The sequence below is a fragment of the Planktotalea sp. genome (assembly GCF_018607965.1).
Classification (GTDB): Bacteria; Pseudomonadota; Alphaproteobacteria; order Rhodobacterales; family Rhodobacteraceae; genus Planktotalea.
Genome location: NZ_JABBAM010000145.1, coordinates 1 through 19792 on the forward strand (window position 1 = coordinate 1; position 19792 = coordinate 19792).

Here is a 19792-nt window from a genome sequence, read left to right on the forward strand (position 1 = left end):
GGCAAAACATTCTGGCGTGTTCTTGTTGGTCCTGCGCAAACAAGCGCCGAACGCAGCGCGCTTTTGAAAAAGATTAAGGCATCGGGCTTTGCAGATGCCTATGCTGTGAACAATTAACACACCTTCGACAGGGAGGGCAGCGACATGCGCCATCTAATCAACGCCAGCATTTGTTTGGTTGTGACTTTGTTCTTAACTTTGCCTGCCAGCGCGTTTGAAACCCGCGCGACATCTGCGTTCGTGATCGACCAAACAACTGGCACTGTGTTGTTAAACAAGAACGCTGACAAAATGTTACCTCCGGCGTCCATGTCCAAGTTGATGACACTTTATATTGCATTCGAAGCCGTTCGTGACGGGCGCTTGTCCTTGGATGAAAAACTGCCAGTCTCCCAGCACGCGATGTCATATGGTGGATCGACGATGTTCCTCGACACGACAGATCGCATTTCTGTTGAGGACCTTATCCGCGGTATTATCGTCTTGTCGGGCAACGATGCCTGCGCTGTTATCGCAGAAGCCCTCAGCCCAAATGGCACAGAAGCAGGTTTTGCGCGTTTCATGACCCAGCGCGCGCAGCAACTTGGGATGACCAACTCGACGTTTTCTAATTCAAATGGCTGGCCCCAAGCAGGACACCGCATGTCGATGCGCGACCTTGCTTTACTTGCGAACCGTTTGATCACGGATTTTCCCAATTTCTACCCTCTCTTTTCAGAGCGTGAATTTAAATTCGACGGTCGCGCCCCCCAAAACACACGCAACCGCAATCCATTGTTGTCGCTTGACATCGGTGCAGATGGGTTGAAAACAGGCCATACCAGCGAAGCAGGATACGGACTGGTGGGATCTGCATTGCAACGCGGGCGTCGCGTAATTTTTGTGATTTCAGGCTTTCAAAGCGCACGAGCGCGCGCAGAAGAAGCCGAATCCATTGTGAACTGGGCCTTTCGCCAATTTGCCGTGAAGCCCGTCGCAAAGGCAGGAACGGCTGTTGCAAGCGCCGAAGTCTGGATGGGCAGAGATCAGAATGTTCCCTTGGTGCCATTGAAAGATGTGTCGATGCTCATGCCCGTCACCTCGCAAGGCGACGTCGTCGCAGAAGTCATCTACAATGGCCCGATAACCGCACCGATCGCTAAGGATCAGAAAATCGCAGAGCTGGTCATCACACCACCGGGCTTACCAGAAACACGCATCCCGCTCGTCGCGGGCAATGATGTTCCCGCAGGTGGCTTCATGTCACGGGTCGGAACTGTGGCACAACTTTTGATCACGCAGATGAATGAACCCCCAGCGGCACCAGAGGCCTCTGGTGAACAAGGTTCCTAGGATCATGAGCACGCCTAATGGGCGCTTCATCAGCTTTGAAGGCATTGATGGATCTGGCAAATCTACGCAAGCAAAACACCTTGCGGCATCACTTAAGGCTGAAGGGTACGAGGTCATCCTGACCCGCGAACCTGGCGGTTCCCCTGGGGCAGAAGAAATCCGCGCGCTGGTGTTGCAAGGCGAGACGGATCGGTGGTCCGCGGAAACCGAAATTCTGCTGTTCACTGCCGCGCGCCGCGATCACATGGAACGGACGATCCTGCCCGCGCTTGCCGCTGGGAAAATCGTTATTTGTGATCGTTTTGCAGACAGTACTCGCATGTACCAAGGCCTAAGCCGCGGCGATCTGCGCGCATTGGTTGATCAATTGCACAGCCTTATGATCGGGCGCGAACCCGATCTGACATTGCTGTTTGATATGGATCCAGACATCAGCCACACGCGTGCGGTTGAACGTGACAGTATCGACAGCCGCTTTGAAGATTTTGGCGCCGGTCTACAAAAGGCAATGCGGACTGGATTTCTTGATCTTGCGGCCTCCGCACCAGAGCGCTTTCGCATTATTGATGCCGCGCGTGATATCGACGCCATCGCGGTGGATACGCTCAGCACCATAAAGGCCCATCTGGGATGAGCGATGACACCCTGCCAGAACCCGACCGTATCCTAGGCGCACCGCATCCGCGTGATACGGGCCACTTGATTGGGCAGGATGCTGCACAAGCCAGTTTCCTTGAATCCTACAACACAGGCCGGCTTCATCACGGTTGGCTGATGATCGGCCCGCGCGGCACCGGCAAGGCCACCCTCGCCTACCGCATCGCACGGTTTTTGCTAAGCCAGCCCAGTGATGAGGGTGGCATGTTTGGCGCGCCTGAAAGGCCAACGACGCTGGATACTGATCCAGAGCATCCTGTCACGAGACGCATAGCGGCGCGCGCGGAACCGTCACTTTTTGTGTTGCGACGTGGGGGCGCGGGTTCCACTGACAGTGACAAGCAAAGGAACCTAGAAGCAGGTAAATTTGCCAGCGACATTCGCGTTGATGATGTGCGCAAACTAAATGGCTTTTTCAACTTCTCCTCTGCCGAGGGCGGTCGCCGCGTTGTGATCGTCGATGCGGCGGACGAAATGAACGTGCAGGCCGCAAACGCCTTGCTGAAACGTCTCGAAGAACCGCCCGAGCGCGCGACGCTTTTGCTGATCAGCCACCAGCCATCGCGCCTGTTGCCTACGATCCGTTCACGCTGTCGCGAATTGCGTCTTTCGCCCCTTGGCGACGACGATATGGCACGCGCGCTGCACCAAGCTCTGCCCGAGACTGACCTGGATCAAAACGCCCTTGCTGCACTCACGTCTGGGTCCGTGGGCGAGGCAATCCGCATGACCAACCTGTCTGGCCCCGCGATTTACTGCGAACTTGTTGGCCTGTTTGCCAGCCTTCCTCGCATGGACCGTTCGCGGGCTTTGCGCCTTGCTGACGCCGCAGCCCAACGCGGTGCAGAGGACAAGTTGGATATGTTGGTAGATCTGATCGCCCTCGCCCTTGCCCGCCTTGCGCGCGCAGGTACGCTAGGCACAACGCCCTACCCCGAAGCCGCGCAGGGTGAGGCCGAGATGATCGCGCGACTATCGCCCAATCCACACCAAGCCCGTCGCTGGGCCGAAGTCGCCCAAGACGTTGATGCAAAGCTACGCCATGGGCGCGCTGTGAACCTTGACCCTGCCGCGCTCATCCTAGATACATTGAGACATATTTCGCAGGCGGCTGTCTGATCCCGCCCCGCCGAAAATTCGCACAGAGAATTTCGAGGATCACATGACCAAACAACCGCGTATCACAGACAGCCATTGCCACTTGGACTTTCCCGAATTTGAAGGTGAATTGCCCGATCTACTGGCCCGCGCATCCGAGGCAGGTGTGCACCGCATGGTCACCATCTGCACGCGTTTGCGCAACGAACCCAGCGTACGTGCTTTGGCCGATGCCAACCCAAAAATCTTTTATGCCGCTGGCACACATCCGATGAGTGCAGCTGAAGAACCGCTTGCGACCCTTGATGAATTGCTTGCCCTCACAGCGCATCCCAAGTTCGTTGGTATCGGCGAAACGGGTCTGGACTATCACTACACAGCCGAAAGTATGGACATCCAAAAGCAGTCTTTGAAAGTGCATATAGAGGCCGCGCAGCGCACGGGTCTGCCTTTGATCATCCACGCACGTGCCGCAGACCAAGACATGGCCGACATCCTTAGCGCCGAGCACCGCAACGCGCCCTATTCTTGCGTGATGCATTGCTATTGTTCCGGTCCAGAATTGGCCAAAACCTGCCTCGATCTGGGATTTTATCTATCAATGTCCGGCATCGCGACCTTCCCCAAATCCCAAGAAGTCCGCGATATCTTTGCAGCCGCCCCTGTTGATCGTGTGCTCGTGGAAACCGACAGCCCCTACCTTGCCCCCGTCCCGCGACGCGGCAAGCGCAATGAACCAGCCTATACGGCCTTCACCGCAGGGGTAGGCGCAGAAGTATTCACTATGGATATCGCGGAATTCGCGGCGCAGACGGAGGCAAACTTTGAACGCCTCTTCACCAAAGTCGCCGCCTATAAGGCAGCCGCATAATGGCGCAGCTTCGTTTCACCATTCTTGGCTGTGGATCTTCTGGTGGCGTTCCACGTCTTGGCGGACATTGGGGGGATTGCGATCCTGAAAACCCCAAGAACGCGCGCCGTCGGTGCTCTATGTTGGTCGAACGTATCGGCGAAGACGGGACAACGCGCGTGCTGATCGACACCTCGCCTGACATGCGCAGCCAACTTTTGGATGCGGGGATCGGCGCGCTGGACGCTGTGGTCTACACTCATAGTCACGCCGATCATGTCCACGGCATTGATGACCTGCGCATGATCGTTATCAACATGCGCGCACGCCTGCCTGTGTGGGCTGATGGGGCCACGCAGAACGATCTGCTGTCGCGGTTTGGATATGCGTTTGTTCAACCCCAAGGGTCACCCTATCCCCCTATTCTGGACCTGTTCACAATCGACGGCGACTTCACGATTGAGGGCGCAGGTGGCCCGATCACACTGCGGCCTTTTGAGATTGAACATGGCTCTATAGATGCGCTCGGATTTCGTATTGGCCCACTCGCCTATTTGCCTGATGTCTCTGCAATGAGTGACGAGGCTTGGGCCGCAATCAAGGGTGCCGATTGCTGGATCTTGGATGCCCTACGCCGCACACCGCATCCAAGCCATTCGCATCTGGAAAATTCGCTTGCGTGGATCAAAAAGTCTGACGTTCCGCGCGCGATATTAACCAACATGCATATCGATCTTGATTACGAAACCGTCGCCAATGAAACCGCTGATCACATCGCACCCGCGTTTGACGGCATGCAGATCACCTACGAGGTTTAAGGTTCGATGCAGGCGCTGATTGATGTCATTTTGCCTGTCTTTTTGGTCGTTGGATTTGGATACACGCTCGTGTGGCGTGGCTTTCTGAACGACAGTGTCATCGACGGGGTTATGAAGTTCGCGCAGCAAGTTGCTGTGCCGTGTTTACTCTTCAACGCGCTTGCCCATATTGATCTGCAATCAGGATTTGACCCCAAACTTTTGTTTAGCTTTTACACGGGGGCAGCGGTCTGTTTCACGATCGGGCTGTTTGCAGCACGTCATATTTTTGGCCGCACTTGGGAAGACAGCGTAGCCATTGGGTTTTGCGCCCTCTTCTCAAACTCTGTCCTCCTGGGTTTGGCCATAACCGAGCGCGCCTATGGCAGTGAAGCCCTCGCAGGAAACTACGCAATCATCGCGCTTCATTCGCCCTTTTGTTACGGTTTGGGCATAACAGCGATGGAACTTTTGCGCGCGCGCGAGGCAGGAACCAGCATAGCGCGTTTACCCGCGACAGTTCTGAAAGCGATGTTCAGCAATGTTCTAATTATCGCGATTGCTTTGGGCTTCTTGGTGAATATTTCAGGGCTAAACATCCCCGCCACGTTGCAAGGCGGCCTTGATATGATGGTGCGCACAGCCCTGCCCACGGCCTTGTTCGCGCTGGGTGGTATCTTGTATCGCTATCGTCCCGAGGGTGATTTGCGGGTGATCTTCTTTGTGTGCGGTCTATCATTGTTGCTACATCCCACAATCACCTACCTACTTGGCTCCTTGAGTGGTGTTTCGAATGCAGGAATGCGATCCGCGATCATGACATCCGCTATGGCCCCTGGCGTAAACGTTTACATCTTCGCAAGCATGTACCAACGCGCACAAAGGGTTGCAGCCTCCACAGTCTTGATCGCGACAGCCTTATCCGTTTTCAGTGCTTGGTTTTGGTTGTCGGTCTTGCCTTAGGAAAGATTTGCCTTCGGCGAGGATATTTTAAAAAGAAGAAGCGAGGACCGTTCCGAGCGCCATCGCAACGGCGGCTTGGGTTGGATCGATGACAGGAACGCCCAAATCAGCCTCTAAGGGAGAGCGATGTTTGGCCATTCCAGCACATCCCAAGATCAGGCACTGCGCCCCATCTTCAATAAGCTGTGCGCCAACCTCGGTGAGGCGTTTATACGTGTTTGCTCCGCGCGCTGTTTCATCCACGCTCATGTTCAGGGCGCGTTCCCCTGCCAGCCGATCTAACACCCCCATGCGGCGCATATATTTACGGTGACGCCTGATTGAACCTTCCCCTATTGCGATTATTCCAAACATATCTGCACGACACATCGCAGTGGTCACTGCGGCCTCTTGCATCCCGAAGACAGGAACGCTGCACACGGATTTCGCGGTATCAATCCCCGGATCAGAATAGCACGCGATCACAAAGGCACTGGCATCGGGGTGCGTTTGTATAAGATCAAGCATCGGTAAGATGACGCTATCACTGTCGCGTTGGCTCTCAATGCCAAATGGACCCTCTTTAAGAGTTATGCAGTCCACGTTTGGAAACGGCGTGAGCGCGTCGCGCAATCCTTGGGTGACAGCCTCATTCGAATTGGGGTTGATCACGATGATTGTCATGGCGCGATATTGGCTCCGAAGTTTTGCGCAGGATCTAATTCTGGCGCACGGTAACCAGCGCGCCCTGAACTGTCGAATTTGGCACGCGGCAAGAATTGACCGTGATCTGGTTTGGCAAGGAGTTTGCCGTTCTCAATGACCCTTTTACCACGGCTAAGGACGGTCATTGGCAGACCCGTGACCTGCCAGCCCTCAAACGGAGAATAGTCACACGCGTCATTCTGATTATCAACGCTGATCACACCCTTTGCGGAAGGATCCCAGATCGCGATGTCGCCGTCTGCGCCAACTGTCAGCGTTCCTTTTTGCGGCAACAATCCATAAAGACGCGCTGCATTGGTCGAACTAAGCGCGACAAAGTCATTCAGGCTGATGCGACCTTTGCCGACGCCTTCCGAAAATAACATCGGCAGGCGCGCACCAATGCCCGGCATTCCGTTTGCGATCACCGTGAACGGCGCATCTGGGCCATTTGCCAGCTTACCCGTGTCATCCATGCGATAGGGCGAGTGATCCGAGCTGACAACATCAAACGTTCCGCTTTGAATATGGGTCCAAAGCACCTCTTGCGTGGCCGTGTCGCGCAAGGGTGGTGAACACATAAGCGCAGCACCCTCCATCCCCGGTTTGTCCATGTCATCACGTGTCAGAAACAAATATTGCGGACAGGTTTCGCCGTATATTTTCGCGCCAGCATGACGCGCGTTCTGGACCAAGGCCGCACCTTGTGGCGTGCTGACGTGGACAATCAACAAGGGTGCATCGACCAGCTTGGCCATACAGATCGCGCGATGGATAGCCTCTTCTTCGGCAAGCGCAGGGTGACTAAGCGCATGATATTTTGGAGCTTTCAGACCCCGTGCCAACAAACGATCTGTCATCCATTTGATCATGCCCGCGTTTTCCGCATGTACCATCGTCAGCGCGCCGTGCTCTTTCGCAACGGTCAAAACTTCCAGAAACTGTTCATCATTCACGAGCATTTTGTCGTAAGTCATGAACAACTTGAAACTTGTGATCCCGCGTTTGAAGGCTGCTGGAAGTTCTTCTGTTAAGACCTTTTCAGTCGGGTCAGAGACAATCAAATGGTAGGAATAATCCAAAACCGACGCGCCTTGCGCACGGCTATCATAGAGATCAAGCGTTTCCGTGACGCCCATCCCACGATGCTGTGCAGCAAACGGAATAATGCAAGAATTCCCCCCGAATGCTGCAGAAATAGAACCCGATGTATAGTCATCCGCCGTCATCCCGCCTGTCGCAGAATTTTGGGCGATGTGAGCATGGGCCTCGATGCCTCCGGGCATGACCAATCGATCACGTGCATCAATGATATCAGCGCCATCTAGATCAGCCCCAAGCGCCGCGATACGGCCCTTGTTGATGCCAATATCCGCCACAAAGGTTTCGGACGCTGTAACACATGTCCCGCCTTTGATGACTGTTTCGTACATCATCCGAGCGCCGCCAGCTTTGCTTCAAGGCGCGTTGTCAGGCGCGTTAACTCGGCTTTGTCCAGCGCGCTGACCGCAGGTCCCGGCGCGCGCACTTTTGAGCTAGCAAGAACACCGCGGCGTTGCAAAACCTCTTTACGGATCGCAAGGCCAAGGCCAAGTTGCTGTTCGTAGCGCACCATCGGTAGGTAGGCATCAAACAGATCCTCTGCCCCATCCACATCGCCCGCCAAATGACGCGCAACGACTTGGACCATCATTTCGGGGTATGCGAAACCTGTCATCGCGCCGTCCGCCCCGCGTTGCATTTCTTGGGGCAAAAATAGCGCCGAATTGCCTGTGAGGATCGAGATGCGTCCAGCGCCTTCGCCCGTTTCAGCACGAATACGAGATAGTTTTGTAAGGCCTGGCCAGTCTTCGTGCTTAAGCATAACGATCTGTTCATGCGCACGGAAAATTTCGAGTAAGGTTTCGACAGAGAAATTCACACCCGTTGTTTGTGGGTAATCTTGCAAGCAAATCGGAACGTCAGCACCAAGGGTTTTGCAGATTTGCGCGTAATACGCTTTTTGCTTGGCATCAGTATTCAAGCTGGCCATCGGCGCAACCATCACACCCGCCGCCCCTGCCGCCATCACTTCACGCGTCAGGTTTTTCATATTGTCCAAACCTGGCCCAGAAACGCCAACCACAACAGGCACGCGACCATCCACACGTGCCAAAACATGGCGCGCAAATGTGAGCGATTCATCCGCAGTCAATTTTGGCGCTTCGCCCATGATACCGAGGATCGTCATGCCCGACACGCCGACCTCTAGGTAAAAGTCGACCATGCGGTCAGTGCTGGCAAGATCGAGTGCGCCCTCGTCCGTAAACGGTGTTGCTGCGATAACAAAAACACCGTTGCTTTTGCGATGGATCATGATGGCCTCTCCCACTGGCTAAGTTATCGCCACGATGTGCGAGAGAGGCCGAAAGCGCAAGAGCGCGGAACGTTTAGAACACGAAGGACATGTCTTGTTCGGTCTGTTCCGCTTCGCTCATGGAAATTGCAAACGCTTCTTCATCCGAACGCGCAGATACGTCATCGCTGAAAAGCGAGGCAACTGCATCTTGTGGTGGCAAATCCCCAATAGGCAGCGATTCACCATTCGTGTCCGGGCCAGCCCAAGACACGTCAAGTGATTACGCGCCACCCACATCCAAATATTGAACCTCAACACTATGGTCACCTGCAGTCAGAAAAATAAAATTGAACTGCGTGTCTTCGTCATCCCCTGGTTCAACACCCACAACAGGTAGCCCACTAATATTAACCACAGCGTAGTCGTCAGCAGCCAATCCAATTTCATACAGACCAGCAGTTTCCACAGAAATTTGCGCGCTAAACTGAAGGCCACTATCGCTGGGTCCACCATCGAGCAATGCACCATCAGTGGATGCAAGCGAAATCCCATTGGTCGTTTGTCCAATGTTTGTCGCGCCAGAAAAATCTACCCCATCCGGCGACGTCGCGGTTGTTTCAACGGACACAACATTAAACTCGGTTTCACCCGCAGCCTCTAACACGCCGACTGGCGTCGCGGGGGCCTCTACTCGGGGTTTTTCACCTAAATCAACGTCTGGTGTTTCTTCCTTAGGTGCTTCTACAGCTGGTTCTGCAACGGGAATATCTTCGACGATAACATCTTTTTCAGTTTGCACCTGATCTTCTATCACAACTTCATCTTCAGCAATGATAACGGGGACAGCATTGTCCTCCTCAGGCGCTTCGCTTGGCAAGATCCCGACCATGGGAACGACTTCGCCGTCTGTTGACGGACCAGCCCAATCTGAGTTCAAAGTTTGTTCACATTGAATTTCAAGATACTGCACTTGTAAATCATATGATCCGGCGTCGAGATCAGTCCAAACAGACATCAAGTCACCCTGTTCGGTATCGCTAGAGTCCAAAATAACATCGCCGTTCAAGATCACCCTAGCAAAACCATCCGCCAACAAGAAGATTTGATGCGATCCTGTATCAGTCACATTTAATACTGTTGTGTACTCAGACGCGAAGAAATCAGCGCTGCTATCGTCCGTGAAAGAGCCGGTCACCTCAAGATATTGAAGCGCATCAACAAAGCCAACAGACGTAGGCTCCCCGCTGAAATCAACATCTGAGAGGCTCGATGTATCCTCTGAAACGCTAAAGAAATTAGCCGCAAATCCGATGGAACCTGGTTCTATAGGCTCTGGTGCTGGCGCAGGTTCAGGCAAAACGGTAGGTTCTGGTCCAGTCGGTTCTGGTGATACTGGCTCTGGCGCAACCGGCTCCGGTGTGGGCTCTGGAACGATGTCACTCGCATTGACTTGTACGTTTACGACACCCTCAATAAAACCGCCCTGACCGTCTGTTACAACGTAAGTGAACTGATCCGCGCCTACATACCCGTCATTGGGCGTATAGATTGCTTGGCCGTCGACAATACGAACCGTACCAAACGCGGCACCATCGGCAGACACCACGCTAAGTGGATCACCATCGGGGTCACTATCATTTGACAAAAGGTCGATAACTGCAACTTCGTCTTGGCCCAGCTCGGCTGTTTCACCTTCGACATCAGGGTCAGTGTTCGGCTCAACTGGCTCAGAGGAGCCTGCGCTCAGTAATTCGTCAATACGCGTGTTCAAAACATCAAAATTATCTGCAACCAAAGGATTGATCGTATCTGGAATTTCGAAATCAGCAGGGACCGCTTCACCATAGGTTGCTGGGTACGTGATCATGCTGGCTAGGAAATAGACCGTCTCCGTCCCGTGGGGCGCGCTGTCGACATACAAATCATCCAGCGTAAGACCTGCCAATGGACCGTCGGTGAACAAATCAGCCATGATGGACGCAACTGGGATAAGTTGCACATCGGCTTCTGGAACAGCCGCATTGATGCCATCTGTAAATTCGACGTACCAATCGTGATATTCGCCAGCGTAATACGCGTGAAATTGATCAAGCTCGGACTCAGAAACAGGGAACCCAAATGTGGTGCCTAGGTCGGCCCAACCCTCGTAAATGAATATCTGCGCACCTGGTTGATCAACAAGGGTGTCACGCACGACATCAATTGTAGCATCCAGCGGCGAACGATCTTCACCTGCGTAATTATCATCGGGGGCACGATCCTGAATGAAGTTGGCGGGCGTAATCATCACTGAATCAAAAGCAATGTCGCTGAAAGCAGCCGTGTCGGTATCCCAAACACCGTCTACACCTTGAAAGCCCCACTCGTTGCCAGGCTCTTCACGATCTGCAAACTGACGCAGGAAACCTTAACCGCCGTTCGCATTGCAAGTGTTGCCAGCGGCTTCGGCGAATTGACCCATCCAATAGGGCACCTTGCTTTCAAAAGAACCGCCCGCAAAATTGACAAGGCTATTTCCATAGATAAACTGATTTACTTCAACTGGCACTACACGTTTCCCCCGAAACACTTTTCCGAATCAACGTCGTGATCCGAACAATAAACCTCGATTTAGAGAGGTTTAAGCTAGCACATTAGCTGATATTAAAACTGTGAATCTCAAGTAAGTTACCGGAAACAGTTTGTTGAATACACTCTGTTTTCCATAACTTAAGCAATAATTCGCCTAATACTGCCTATACGGTAGTCAGACACTTCATTGCACCTGCGCCAACCTACTGGTGCCTCAAGCCTGGCGCTAGAAAAACCGTCACGCACAATAAAATGGCCGACACCGCAAAAAAGGATACGCTCAGTCCAAAAGCTTCGGACAAACCACCCATGACAGGAGGTCCTATGAAAAAGCCCATGTACCCGATGACTGAAATCCGAGCGATCACGAAAGACCGTTGCTGATTGCTGACGCGTTTGCCCACCGCAGAATACGCCATGGGCGCCATCACGGATACGCCCAAGCCCAAAATTCCAAACCCGGCATAGGCAACAATCAGAATTGGCGCGCTGCCTGCAATGATCAGCCCTGTTGCGGCGATAACGGCAGCAATTTGCAAAACAATCGTCTCCCGAACATGCGCCGCAATGAATTGTCCCGACAAACGGCCAACACCCATTGTCAGACCTAAAATTGCTGGCCCCAACGCACCTTGTGCCGCACTTCCGCCCAACCCGCGCTCCAGATGCAAAGCCGACCATGCTTCCGTTGCTTGCTCTGACAAGAACGCGATCAAAATGATTAAGCCGCCGAAGAACATCAGTCCGTTGCGCGCCCTTGATGGGGCTGACGCATTTTCTTGCTCGATCGGCGCGGGCCTATGAAACATGAAGGGGACAATGATCAACGTCAGAACCAGTATCACAAAAAACACCGTCAAAGGGCTGTAGCCTGCTTGACGAAAGAAGCCCGCGTTGAGTGCCGCACCTGCGTAAGCGAATGAAAAAAGCGCGTGATTTAGGTTCATCAACGAGCGTTTCGTCTCGGCTTCAATCCCGCTAACATGTGTGTTCATGATCACGTCAAGCGATCCAGAGCCCGCCGAAGCCAACAACATAGCAACCGTGAAAAACGCAACGCTGGCCGCCATACCAGGGAGCAAAAAGGCCAACGCCATGACCAAAGCTGCGCCCTGCATTGCGCGCGCACCCAGTTTTAATTCCACTCGCGGGGCCAACCACATCGCCCCTACCGCACCAAGGGCCGCGAAGAACATCGCGAGACCGAATTCACCATCACTCGCACCGATTGCGGCTTTGATGTCGGGCACCAAGGCCGCGAAACTTCCCCAATACAGCCCCTCAAGCACAAAGCCCCCTGCGGGAGCGCGCGAGACCCGAAGATCGGTCATAAAATTGTTTATAAAACTCATAGCGATGACTTGGAGGGCAGCACCCGACTTTGCAAGGAAAAATAGACTTCCCCTACCCGCGATTCCCGTCTATACGCGCGGCTTCACGCGAGGTGACAGCCTTGGAGGCACTTCGCTCTAACATTTGGAGATAATAATATGGCTGGAGAAGTTCCTGACTTCCACGCTGAGGTCCGTACGGGGACAGGCAAGGGCGCCGCTCGTCAAGCACGTCGCGCAGGCATGGTGCCTGGTATCGTTTTTGGTGGTGATGTTGACCCAACACCAATTAACGTTCCTTTCAACGTTCTCTTGAAAGCACTTAAGGCCGGTCGCTTTAAATCCACGCTTTTGAACCTGAAAATCGAAGGCCACGACGACGTTCGCGTCATCTGCCGCGATGTTCAGCGTCACGTTGTGAAAGACCTGCCAACGCACGTCGATTTCATGCGCTTGAAGCGGACTACAAAGATCAACCTGTTCATTCCAGTTGAGTTCATCAACGAAGAAGCAGCACCTGGTATCAAGCGTGGCGGCGTTCTGAACGCTGTACGTCCAGAAGTTGAGCTGATTGTAACGGCTGGCGATATCCCTGAAAAGTTAGTCGTTGATATGACTGGTATTGACGTTGGTGACACCATCAACATCTCTGACATCACGCTTCCAGCTGGGTCTAAGCCAACAATCGACCGTGACTTCGTTGTTGCGAACCTCTCCGCGCCATCTGGCCTCAAGTCTTCGGACAATGAAGACAGCGGCGAAGACGTTGATGCGGCAGACGTACCAGCGGCAGGCGACGAAGAGTAATCTTCGCGCCCTACGTAATACGAATTAGAACGGGGCCTTTCGCAGGCCCCGTTTTTTATTGTACTGTTGCCCATCGACCCGACTTTTGAACGAGGACACATCCCATGCAAATTTTCGTTGGCCTTGGAAACCCTGGTTCAAAATATGCAGGCAACCGCCACAACATTGGCTTTATGGTTCTGGACGAAATCGCGCGCGATCATGGGTTCACACCGTGGAAGTCCCAATTTCAAGGACAGGTGGCTTCGGGCAATCTCGGCTCTGAAAAAGTGCTGCTGCTCAAACCCTCCACATTCATGAACCTTTCTGGCCAAGCCGTCGGCGAGGCCATGCGCTTTTACAAACTGACACCCGATGATGTGACTGTGTTTCACGACGAATTAGACCTCGCCCCCTCAAAAGTGCGCGTCAAACAAGGCGGCGGACACGCAGGCCACAACGGTCTGCGCTCGATCCATCAACATATCGGCGAACATTACCGTCGCGTGCGTCTCGGCATTGGTCACCCCGGTCACAAAGACCGCGTCGCTGGATACGTAATATCTGATTTTGCCAAGGCCGAAGCTGATTGGCTAGACGACGTCACCCGCGGCTGCGCGGATGGCGCAAAAGAGCTGGCTGCTGGCGATGGGCCAAGGTTTTTGAATACAGTGTCCTTGTGCACAGCCCCTGCCCGATCATCTAAATCGATAAAACCTACTGAAGTCACAAAAACGAAGGTCGTCACAGAGCCTGCTGAAGATACACGAAGCGCGATGCAGAAGCTAGCGGATCGCTTTCGGGGGTGAGCGTTTAGTGCGCGCCAAAACGTTGTAAGGTTAATCTTAACAAATTTGACCAAAATCGTCATTCACATCTAAGTCTACGCACTGCCATTAACGACTGAATTTTCTAGGCGCGTTTCAAGTAGATGTTTTTCTATTGGGAGCAACTGTTTAATCAATTTGAGTGCGGTGTAGGGCTTATCATCCTTCACTGCAGACTTAGCACTTTCGAAAATTTCACGACTTCTCAAATCCACAAGAATAGCTGCAATGTTGTCTATCGCTGCGATCAACATCTTGTCATCCAATTTGATATCTCCGGTCAGAACAAGCTGGAGGTTATAGCAAATTTGCCCAATGGAGTTTCAGAACATTCTGGATGGATTGCGTCCTTCATCCTTAGCACCCGAGTATTGGGCGTTATGATCGTGATGCGTGACCTTCGTGGTCCGCACTCAACAACCGCGCCGTTAATTAGAAAGCGCTCTTTCGGGGCTAAGTTTAATGATAAACCTGACATTATAGCGTTCCTTTCAAACCGCGAAGTACCGAAACATTTAGATCAACAAGCACGTCAAGCCCGCCGTTTTTTCTGAGTACGTCATTTGAGTGATGAGAGACGAACTTGGCGATGTAGAGTAGGTTTGCCCTAAGGCTTTGCGGTAGTGCATTTGCGTCGCCAGAAACCAGTGCACCTATCGTTATCCAGAGTTTTTCATTCTTATGAACGGCATTCACAATGTCATTGAAGTTCGCGTTTGCATCGTTGCGAAGTCTCTGAAGATCCCGAGTTACACCTATGATCACATCATATTCTTGAGTTCGGAAATCTTTTACGCGTTCTCCACCATTGGAATACCCATTAGCAGCCAGTTGAGCTTTGCTCATTTTTATCGACTTTCCCTAAGAAATTTGCAGGTGTGAAGAGCGGGTTAGACCCCGCTCTTCATCAAGCTTTTTATCTGAACGAGGACAGAAGGCTCTGTGGTGCTTGGTTCGCGATGGATAGCGCCTGCACACCCAACTGCTGCTGAACCTGAAGTGCCTGCAACTTCGCAGACGCTTCTTCCATATCTGCATCAACTAATGAACCAATGCCAGATGTGAACGAAACTGTCAGCTTGCCGATGAAATCTGACTGCGTTTCAATACGGCCAGCAGCCGAACCAAGTGATGCTGCAGCACTAATCGCAGTATCAATCAGACCCTCGATTGCAGACAGTGCGCCTGCCGGATCACTCGAAGCGCCTACATCAATGGATGAAAGCGCGCCAGGACCACCAGAACCAGCATTCGTGAACTGACCCGTTACAGCCGTGTCCTGAGTACCGTTATTGGTGAATGCAAGTTCGCCGGGGCTACCGGCATCATAATCGACGACCATGCCATCAACGCCAAGGGCGTCAATCGCGTTTTTAAGACCCACAGCAACCATATCATCAGTCGTCGTTGCATCGACATCATCTTGTGACAATGTGTAGGACGCAACTTGCTCACCAATACGGACAGAAACCTTGTCACCCGCAGCAAAGGTTGTTCCCACTGCAATTGTCAGAGTGTCCGAACCACCACCGTTATCCAGTGAAAATGAAAACGCATCGCCACTGGCCGTTTCACCGCCGCCACCAGTCGCAAATACATCTTTGGCCGCATAACCACCTGTGGAGAGATCTTGTGTGACAACTGTGATGTTACTTGCTGACACATTACCCGTCGCGTCACGATCCAGCGATGAGAGAACGTCAACGTTTGCGCCACCACCCACTAAGCTAAGGCCATTGAATTGCGCGGCACCAATGACCGAGTCGATCTGCTCTTTCAAAGCGGTGACATCTGCATTGATCTTGTCACGGTCAACGTTGCTTTCTTGCGCCGCAACAATCTTACCTTTGATATCAGTAAGAAGATCCGCGACAGTTTCAGCCGCGTTTTGGCCAACAGCAACTTTCGATTTACCCAATGAAAGACTGTCCGAGATTGCCTTGAAACCTTTGACATCCGATTCCATCACTTTGGAAATCGCCCAAACTGCAGAATTATCCTTAGCTGAAGAAATGGATTTACCTGTAGAAATTTCGCTTTGCACTTGGCCGAGATTAGAATTGATGGATTTCAGAGTTTGGAGTGCAACCATTGCACCATTGTTTGTAAGTACGCTTGACATTTAGTGTATCCTTTAGGCTTCCGCGCTTTGCGCTCGTTAAAAATTTCGCTCTATATGTAGAGCGACCAAAAGGTCATCCTGACTGTGTGGCTTTGATAGGTGATGTGTTTAACCAGCTTGCAAATTCCACGCCGCTCATTTGTAGAGCGCAACAAACATTTCTGCGAAAAGAACTAAGATACTCCTAATGAAGACGTCCTATGAATGGGTGTTTTGCCATAAATTTTAAGGGTTTGAGGTTGATCGAATGCAGCATTCACTCCGAATGACGCGTGCCTCCTCATTGCGCTTTTGCACGTGTGCGCAAATCCGTCCGGCACTGTTTTGACCTCGTGATGAAGCTTACTATTTGGGCCATCTTGAAGAGAGTTTCTGGTCCTAAATTGAAGTGATGCTAAGCAGAACGACCTCGCCTTTTAACTGTCACGTCGTTAATATCTCACAGCCATTCCTCAAAGGCCCCACATGACACAACTCGCAGCCACCCTCTTTGCATTCATTATCGCAACAACGATCCTCTTCCAGATCTGTCTGATCGCAGGCGCACCTTGGGGACGATTTACGCAAGGGGGTCAGCACGCGGGCAAATTGCCAATCGGCAACAGGTTTGCTGCAGGTGTTTCGATCTTGCTCTTGCTCGCGATGGCGGCAGCAATGCTTTCAGCGGCAGGGTATTGGCCGAATTGGCCAATTTGGACGGGCTGGGCCCTGCTGGTATTGCAAATCCTGTCTACGACCTTGAATTGGATCACGCCATCTAAACAAGAACGCCGCATTTGGGGGCCGGTCACCACAGTCATGTTGATATTGGTCATGTTCGCCTAAGTGCAAAAAGACGGGGCTTCATCCCTCGCATTTGCCTCTGCCCGTCCTACGTGCTTTTCTATCCCAAAGGGAAACATACACATGCGCCGCATCTTCAAATATCTCATCCGATCCGTCCTCGTGCTTGCGATCATCGCTATAGCATTCGGCATTTGGAAACGCGAAGAAATCAAGCGGCTCTTGGCGGTCAATTCGCTTTTCAAAGAAGAAAAGATCGTTGCGAATTTCTCTGGCATGGACGTGGCCTTCCTATCGGTCGATGTGCCACGCGGCGATGGCCCTGTCGCAGAACTGCCCAAGGGCGCGCAAACCACACTCGCACCAGAGGTCGACCAATGGGTCAAGGATCGAACGGTCACGTCGCTGGTCGTTCTGAAAGACGGAGCGCTCGTGCATGAGAGCTATAACCAAGGCACCAACCCCGAGGACCTGCGCATTTCTTGGTCTGTTGCCAAAAGCTATTTGTCATCCCTCATGGGTATCATTCTAGCCGAGGGTGCAATCGCGTCACTTGATGACCCCGTCACGAAATACGCGCCTTCCCTAAAGGGCGGCGCATATGACCGCGCGACGATCCGCAATGTGTTGAACATGGCCAGCGGCGTGACGTTTGACGAAGACTACCTAGATCAAAGCAGTGACATCAATAAAATGGGTCGCGTGCTGGCGCTGGGTGGGTCCATGGACGGCTTTGCGGCAGAACTAAGCGAAACCTTCGCGATCCCCGGCGTTGATTGGCAATATGTTTCCATCGACACACACATCATTTCTATGGTCATTCGCGGAGCCACAGGCCGCGAGGTCGCACCGCTTTTGTCTGAGAAGGTGATCCAACCCATGGGCCTAGAGGCCAGCCCCTACTATCTGACAGACGGCAATGGGGTGGCTTTCGCGCTGGGTGGTTTGAACCTTCGCACACGCGATTATGCGCGCGTGGGACAAATGTTTTTGCAGAACGGCGCGTATAACGGAACGCAGATTGTGCCCGCGGATTGGGTTGCTGCCTCAACCGTGCCATCGGCCCCAACAGATGCGGGCGAATATGGCTACGGCTATCAATGGTGGATGCCAAAAGACGGACGCGCTGGTGAATTCTTTGCACGAGGAATTTACGGGCAATACATTTATATAAATCGCCCCCTTGGCGTTGTGGTTGCAACCAATGGCGCAGATCGCAAGTTTCGTGACGAGGGTGTGGACGATTATAACATCGAGATTTTCCGCATGATCGCAGAGGGGCTGTAAACATGGAAAAAGACGACAGCATAAATGTCTTGGGCGCACCCTTAGCGCTGTGTGGCACGGACCCTCTGACAGGGTTCTTTCGCGATGGGTATTGTAACACCTGTGACGCAGATCAAGGTAGCCACACCGTTGCCGCCATTCTCACGAAAGAGTTTCTGGCATTCTCCAAATACGTGGGCAACGATCTCAGCACACCGCGTCCCGAATACGGGTTTGCAGGTCTGAAAGACGGGGACGCGTGGTGTCTGTGTGCCTCGCGTTTCCTGCAGGCCCATGACGATCGCTGCGCGCCTTTGGTAAACTTGGCCGCAACACATCAACGCGCAACGCAAATCGTGCCTTTGGAGGTTCTAAAGCTCTATGACCACACTGCCCAATCCTAAAACCGCCGCCATAATGGGTGCGCTTGTCGCGGACGCTGCCACGCTAGGTCACCACTGGAATTATGATCCCGCGCGCATCGCGGACGTTTCAAGCAAGACACCTGCGTTCACCCCGATTGATGCAAAGAATTTCGAGGGCGTTCCTGCGTACTTCGCCCACGCCGCAAAACAAGATGGCGATCTAAGCCAATACGGTGAAGTTCTGTCCCTTGCCATGCGTTCCATCGCGGCAAACAACGGGTTCGACGTGACGCTTTATCAAGATGCCTTCGCCGCACATTTCGGCATGGGTGGCAGTTTTTACGGCTACATTGATCGCCCGACACGCGGCACGGTGGATAATATCTTGGCAGACAAGCGCACGCCCTCTGGCATTGATGACGATCAACACCCCGCCATTGCGACACTTCCCACAATCGTTGCGCGCTATCATGGTGCAACGGATTTTCACGCGCAGGTAAAACGCGCAGTGCATGTGACGAACGTAAATGAAGGCGCCGATCACTATACCCTGATCTTCGCAAATATGCTGGCCGATGTCCTGTCTGGCACATCCCTGCCCGATGCCCTGCAAAATGCAGCCACACGCGACCCTTTGCTGCAAGCGGCACTCAACACACCAAAACAAGACAGCGTCGCTTACGGCGAAATAACAGGCCGCCCGTGCCATCTAAACCAAGGCATGCCGCTTGCGTTTCATATCCTCAGTCACACAACATCCTATCAAAACGCAATCAACGCAAACATCCTCGCAGGCGGCGATAACTGTGGGCGCGCGATCATGGTCGGCGCCCTTGCAGGTGCGGCCTATGGGATCGACGCGATCCCCGTAGAATGGGTGCTTGCGACCAACAACGCGTCCTCTCTTTTGACGCTTTCAAAAAATATTCTAAATTAATTCGAATAGAACCGATCGACGACACGTTACCCTCGTACAACGCCCAAGCAACGCGCCCTTTCTAAGTGGCACCGCAACAGGCACA

21 protein-coding genes and 1 pseudogene are annotated in these 19792 nt (G+C 52.9%); 13 read left to right on the plus strand and 9 right to left on the minus strand.

What is annotated here, in order from left to right:
* The 7 genes from QZ279_RS12825 to QZ279_RS12855 all read left to right on the plus strand — a co-directional run.
* Positions 1-117 (plus strand): SPOR domain-containing protein (locus QZ279_RS12825; protein WP_293451544.1); only part of this gene is annotated, 117 nt, incomplete at its 5' end.
* Between the two features lie 27 nt (positions 118-144).
* The gene (locus QZ279_RS12830; protein ID WP_293451480.1) at positions 145-1332 is read left to right on the plus strand and encodes a D-alanyl-D-alanine carboxypeptidase family protein; all 1188 of its coding nucleotides are present in this window, start codon (positions 145-147) and stop codon (positions 1330-1332) included.
* A 4-nt stretch (positions 1333-1336) separates the two neighbouring features.
* Complete coding sequence (gene tmk, locus QZ279_RS12835) at positions 1337-1966, plus strand: dTMP kinase (RefSeq protein ID WP_293451482.1); 630 nt, start codon at positions 1337-1339, stop codon at positions 1964-1966.
* Positions 1963-3108 (plus strand): DNA polymerase III subunit delta', encoded by a 1146-nt coding sequence (locus tag QZ279_RS12840; RefSeq protein WP_293451484.1) that lies wholly within the window; start codon positions 1963-1965, stop codon positions 3106-3108. Before tmk ends, QZ279_RS12840 begins: the two co-directional genes overlap by 4 nt.
* Before the next feature lie 43 nt (positions 3109-3151).
* Positions 3152-3958 carry a TatD family hydrolase gene (locus tag QZ279_RS12845; protein WP_293451486.1) on the plus strand — a complete coding sequence of 269 codons (807 nt, stop codon included), beginning with the start codon at positions 3152-3154 and terminating at the stop codon, positions 3956-3958.
* A complete protein-coding gene (locus QZ279_RS12850; RefSeq protein WP_293451488.1) occupies positions 3958-4755 on the plus strand; it encodes an MBL fold metallo-hydrolase in 798 nt (265 codons plus the stop codon). Before QZ279_RS12845 ends, QZ279_RS12850 begins: the two co-directional genes overlap by 1 nt.
* A 6-nt stretch (positions 4756-4761) precedes the next feature.
* Positions 4762-5697, plus strand: coding sequence for an AEC family transporter (locus QZ279_RS12855; RefSeq protein WP_293451490.1), 936 nt, complete (start codon positions 4762-4764; stop codon positions 5695-5697).
* A gap of 27 nt (positions 5698-5724) precedes the next feature.
* Here the strand turns inward: QZ279_RS12855 and QZ279_RS12860 are convergent, their stop codons facing one another.
* The 6 genes from QZ279_RS12860 to QZ279_RS12885 form a co-directional block, all read right to left on the minus strand.
* Complete coding sequence (locus QZ279_RS12860) at positions 5725-6360, minus strand: aspartate/glutamate racemase family protein (protein ID WP_293451492.1); 636 nt, start codon at positions 6358-6360, stop codon at positions 5725-5727.
* Positions 6357-7817, minus strand: coding sequence for a dihydropyrimidinase (gene hydA / locus QZ279_RS12865; RefSeq protein WP_293451494.1), 1461 nt, complete (start codon positions 7815-7817; stop codon positions 6357-6359). Before hydA ends, QZ279_RS12860 begins: the two co-directional genes overlap by 4 nt.
* Positions 7814-8737 (minus strand): dihydrodipicolinate synthase family protein, encoded by a 924-nt coding sequence (locus QZ279_RS12870; protein WP_293451496.1) that lies wholly within the window; start codon positions 8735-8737, stop codon positions 7814-7816. Before QZ279_RS12870 ends, hydA begins: the two co-directional genes overlap by 4 nt.
* A gap of 73 nt (positions 8738-8810) precedes the next feature.
* Positions 8811-8990 (minus strand): hypothetical protein, encoded by a 180-nt coding sequence (locus QZ279_RS12875; protein ID WP_293451498.1) that lies wholly within the window; start codon positions 8988-8990, stop codon positions 8811-8813.
* 9 nt (positions 8991-8999) lie between these two features.
* Positions 9000-11006 carry an Ig-like domain-containing protein gene (locus QZ279_RS12880; RefSeq protein WP_293451500.1) on the minus strand — a complete coding sequence of 669 codons (2007 nt, stop codon included), beginning with the start codon at positions 11004-11006 and terminating at the stop codon, positions 9000-9002.
* Positions 11007-11493: 487 nt separating this feature from the next.
* Positions 11494-12642: an MFS transporter gene (locus QZ279_RS12885; protein WP_293451502.1), complete on the minus strand. Its 1149-nt coding sequence runs from the start codon at positions 12640-12642 to the stop codon at positions 11494-11496.
* Between the two features lie 138 nt (positions 12643-12780).
* Between QZ279_RS12885 and QZ279_RS12890 the strand changes: the two genes are divergently transcribed.
* Together QZ279_RS12890 and pth are read left to right on the plus strand one after the other, a co-directional pair.
* Positions 12781-13428 carry a 50S ribosomal protein L25/general stress protein Ctc gene (locus QZ279_RS12890; RefSeq protein ID WP_293451504.1) on the plus strand — a complete coding sequence of 216 codons (648 nt, stop codon included), beginning with the start codon at positions 12781-12783 and terminating at the stop codon, positions 13426-13428.
* Between the two features lie 104 nt (positions 13429-13532).
* Positions 13533-14216: an aminoacyl-tRNA hydrolase gene (gene pth / locus QZ279_RS12895; RefSeq protein WP_293451506.1), complete on the plus strand. Its 684-nt coding sequence runs from the start codon at positions 13533-13535 to the stop codon at positions 14214-14216.
* Between the two features lie 74 nt (positions 14217-14290).
* Here pth and QZ279_RS12900 read toward each other — a convergent pair.
* The 3 genes and pseudogenes from QZ279_RS12900 to QZ279_RS12910 all read right to left on the minus strand — a co-directional run bounded on the left by QZ279_RS12900 (position 14291) and on the right by QZ279_RS12910 (position 16356).
* Positions 14291-14712 (minus strand): annotated as a pseudogene (locus tag QZ279_RS12900) (flagellar biosynthesis repressor FlbT).
* A complete protein-coding gene (gene flaF, locus QZ279_RS12905) occupies positions 14712-15080 on the minus strand; it encodes a flagellar biosynthesis regulator FlaF (protein ID WP_293451508.1) in 369 nt (122 codons plus the stop codon). The pseudogene QZ279_RS12900 and the gene flaF overlap by 1 nt, the downstream one beginning before the upstream one ends.
* A 70-nt stretch (positions 15081-15150) precedes the next feature.
* Complete coding sequence (locus QZ279_RS12910) at positions 15151-16356, minus strand: flagellin (RefSeq protein ID WP_293451510.1); 1206 nt, start codon at positions 16354-16356, stop codon at positions 15151-15153.
* Between the two features lie 465 nt (positions 16357-16821).
* On the opposite strand from QZ279_RS12910, the gene QZ279_RS12915 reads away from it, so the two are divergent.
* The 4 genes from QZ279_RS12915 to QZ279_RS12930 all read left to right on the plus strand — a co-directional run bounded on the left by QZ279_RS12915 (position 16822) and on the right by QZ279_RS12930 (position 19707).
* Positions 16822-17181, plus strand: coding sequence for a hypothetical protein (locus QZ279_RS12915; protein WP_293451512.1), 360 nt, complete (start codon positions 16822-16824; stop codon positions 17179-17181).
* Between the two features lie 81 nt (positions 17182-17262).
* Positions 17263-18426, plus strand: coding sequence for a serine hydrolase (locus QZ279_RS12920; RefSeq protein ID WP_293451514.1), 1164 nt, complete (start codon positions 17263-17265; stop codon positions 18424-18426).
* A gap of 2 nt (positions 18427-18428) precedes the next feature.
* Entirely contained in the window at positions 18429-18809 is a 381-nt protein-coding gene (locus QZ279_RS12925) for a DUF2237 domain-containing protein (protein ID WP_293451516.1), read from the plus strand.
* Positions 18787-19707: an ADP-ribosylglycohydrolase family protein gene (locus QZ279_RS12930; protein WP_293451518.1), complete on the plus strand. Its 921-nt coding sequence runs from the start codon at positions 18787-18789 to the stop codon at positions 19705-19707. The genes QZ279_RS12925 and QZ279_RS12930 overlap by 23 nt, the downstream gene beginning before the upstream one ends.
* Positions 19708-19792 lie beyond the last annotated feature (85 nt).

What these genes read in the sequence shown, in the direction of transcription:
- QZ279_RS12830 (WP_293451480.1), top strand. Translation starts at nt 145, where the DNA reads ATGCGCCATCTAATCAACGCCAGCATTTGTTTGGTTGTGACTTTGTTC.
- tmk (WP_293451482.1), top strand. Translation starts at nt 1,337, where the DNA reads ATGAGCACGCCTAATGGGCGCTTCATCAGCTTTGAAGGCATTGATGGA.
- QZ279_RS12840 (WP_293451484.1), top strand. Translation starts at nt 1,963, where the DNA reads ATGAGCGATGACACCCTGCCAGAACCCGACCGTATCCTAGGCGCACCG.
- QZ279_RS12845 (WP_293451486.1), top strand. Translation starts at nt 3,152, where the DNA reads ATGACCAAACAACCGCGTATCACAGACAGCCATTGCCACTTGGACTTT.
- QZ279_RS12850 (WP_293451488.1), top strand. Translation starts at nt 3,958, where the DNA reads ATGGCGCAGCTTCGTTTCACCATTCTTGGCTGTGGATCTTCTGGTGGC.
- QZ279_RS12855 (WP_293451490.1), top strand. Translation starts at nt 4,762, where the DNA reads ATGCAGGCGCTGATTGATGTCATTTTGCCTGTCTTTTTGGTCGTTGGA.
- QZ279_RS12860 (WP_293451492.1), bottom strand. Translation starts at nt 6,360, where the DNA reads ATGACAATCATCGTGATCAACCCCAATTCGAATGAGGCTGTCACCCAA.
- hydA (WP_293451494.1), bottom strand. Translation starts at nt 7,817, where the DNA reads ATGATGTACGAAACAGTCATCAAAGGCGGGACATGTGTTACAGCGTCC.
- QZ279_RS12870 (WP_293451496.1), bottom strand. Translation starts at nt 8,737, where the DNA reads ATGATCCATCGCAAAAGCAACGGTGTTTTTGTTATCGCAGCAACACCG.
- QZ279_RS12880 (WP_293451500.1), bottom strand. Translation starts at nt 11,006, where the DNA reads ATGATTACGCCCGCCAACTTCATTCAGGATCGTGCCCCCGATGATAAT.
- QZ279_RS12885 (WP_293451502.1), bottom strand. Translation starts at nt 12,642, where the DNA reads ATGAGTTTTATAAACAATTTTATGACCGATCTTCGGGTCTCGCGCGCT.
- QZ279_RS12890 (WP_293451504.1), top strand. Translation starts at nt 12,781, where the DNA reads ATGGCTGGAGAAGTTCCTGACTTCCACGCTGAGGTCCGTACGGGGACA.
- pth (WP_293451506.1), top strand. Translation starts at nt 13,533, where the DNA reads ATGCAAATTTTCGTTGGCCTTGGAAACCCTGGTTCAAAATATGCAGGC.
- flaF (WP_293451508.1), bottom strand. Translation starts at nt 15,080, where the DNA reads ATGAGCAAAGCTCAACTGGCTGCTAATGGGTATTCCAATGGTGGAGAA.
- QZ279_RS12910 (WP_293451510.1), bottom strand. Translation starts at nt 16,356, where the DNA reads ATGTCAAGCGTACTTACAAACAATGGTGCAATGGTTGCACTCCAAACT.
- QZ279_RS12915 (WP_293451512.1), top strand. Translation starts at nt 16,822, where the DNA reads ATGACACAACTCGCAGCCACCCTCTTTGCATTCATTATCGCAACAACG.
- QZ279_RS12920 (WP_293451514.1), top strand. Translation starts at nt 17,263, where the DNA reads ATGCGCCGCATCTTCAAATATCTCATCCGATCCGTCCTCGTGCTTGCG.
- QZ279_RS12925 (WP_293451516.1), top strand. Translation starts at nt 18,429, where the DNA reads ATGGAAAAAGACGACAGCATAAATGTCTTGGGCGCACCCTTAGCGCTG.
- QZ279_RS12930 (WP_293451518.1), top strand. Translation starts at nt 18,787, where the DNA reads ATGACCACACTGCCCAATCCTAAAACCGCCGCCATAATGGGTGCGCTT.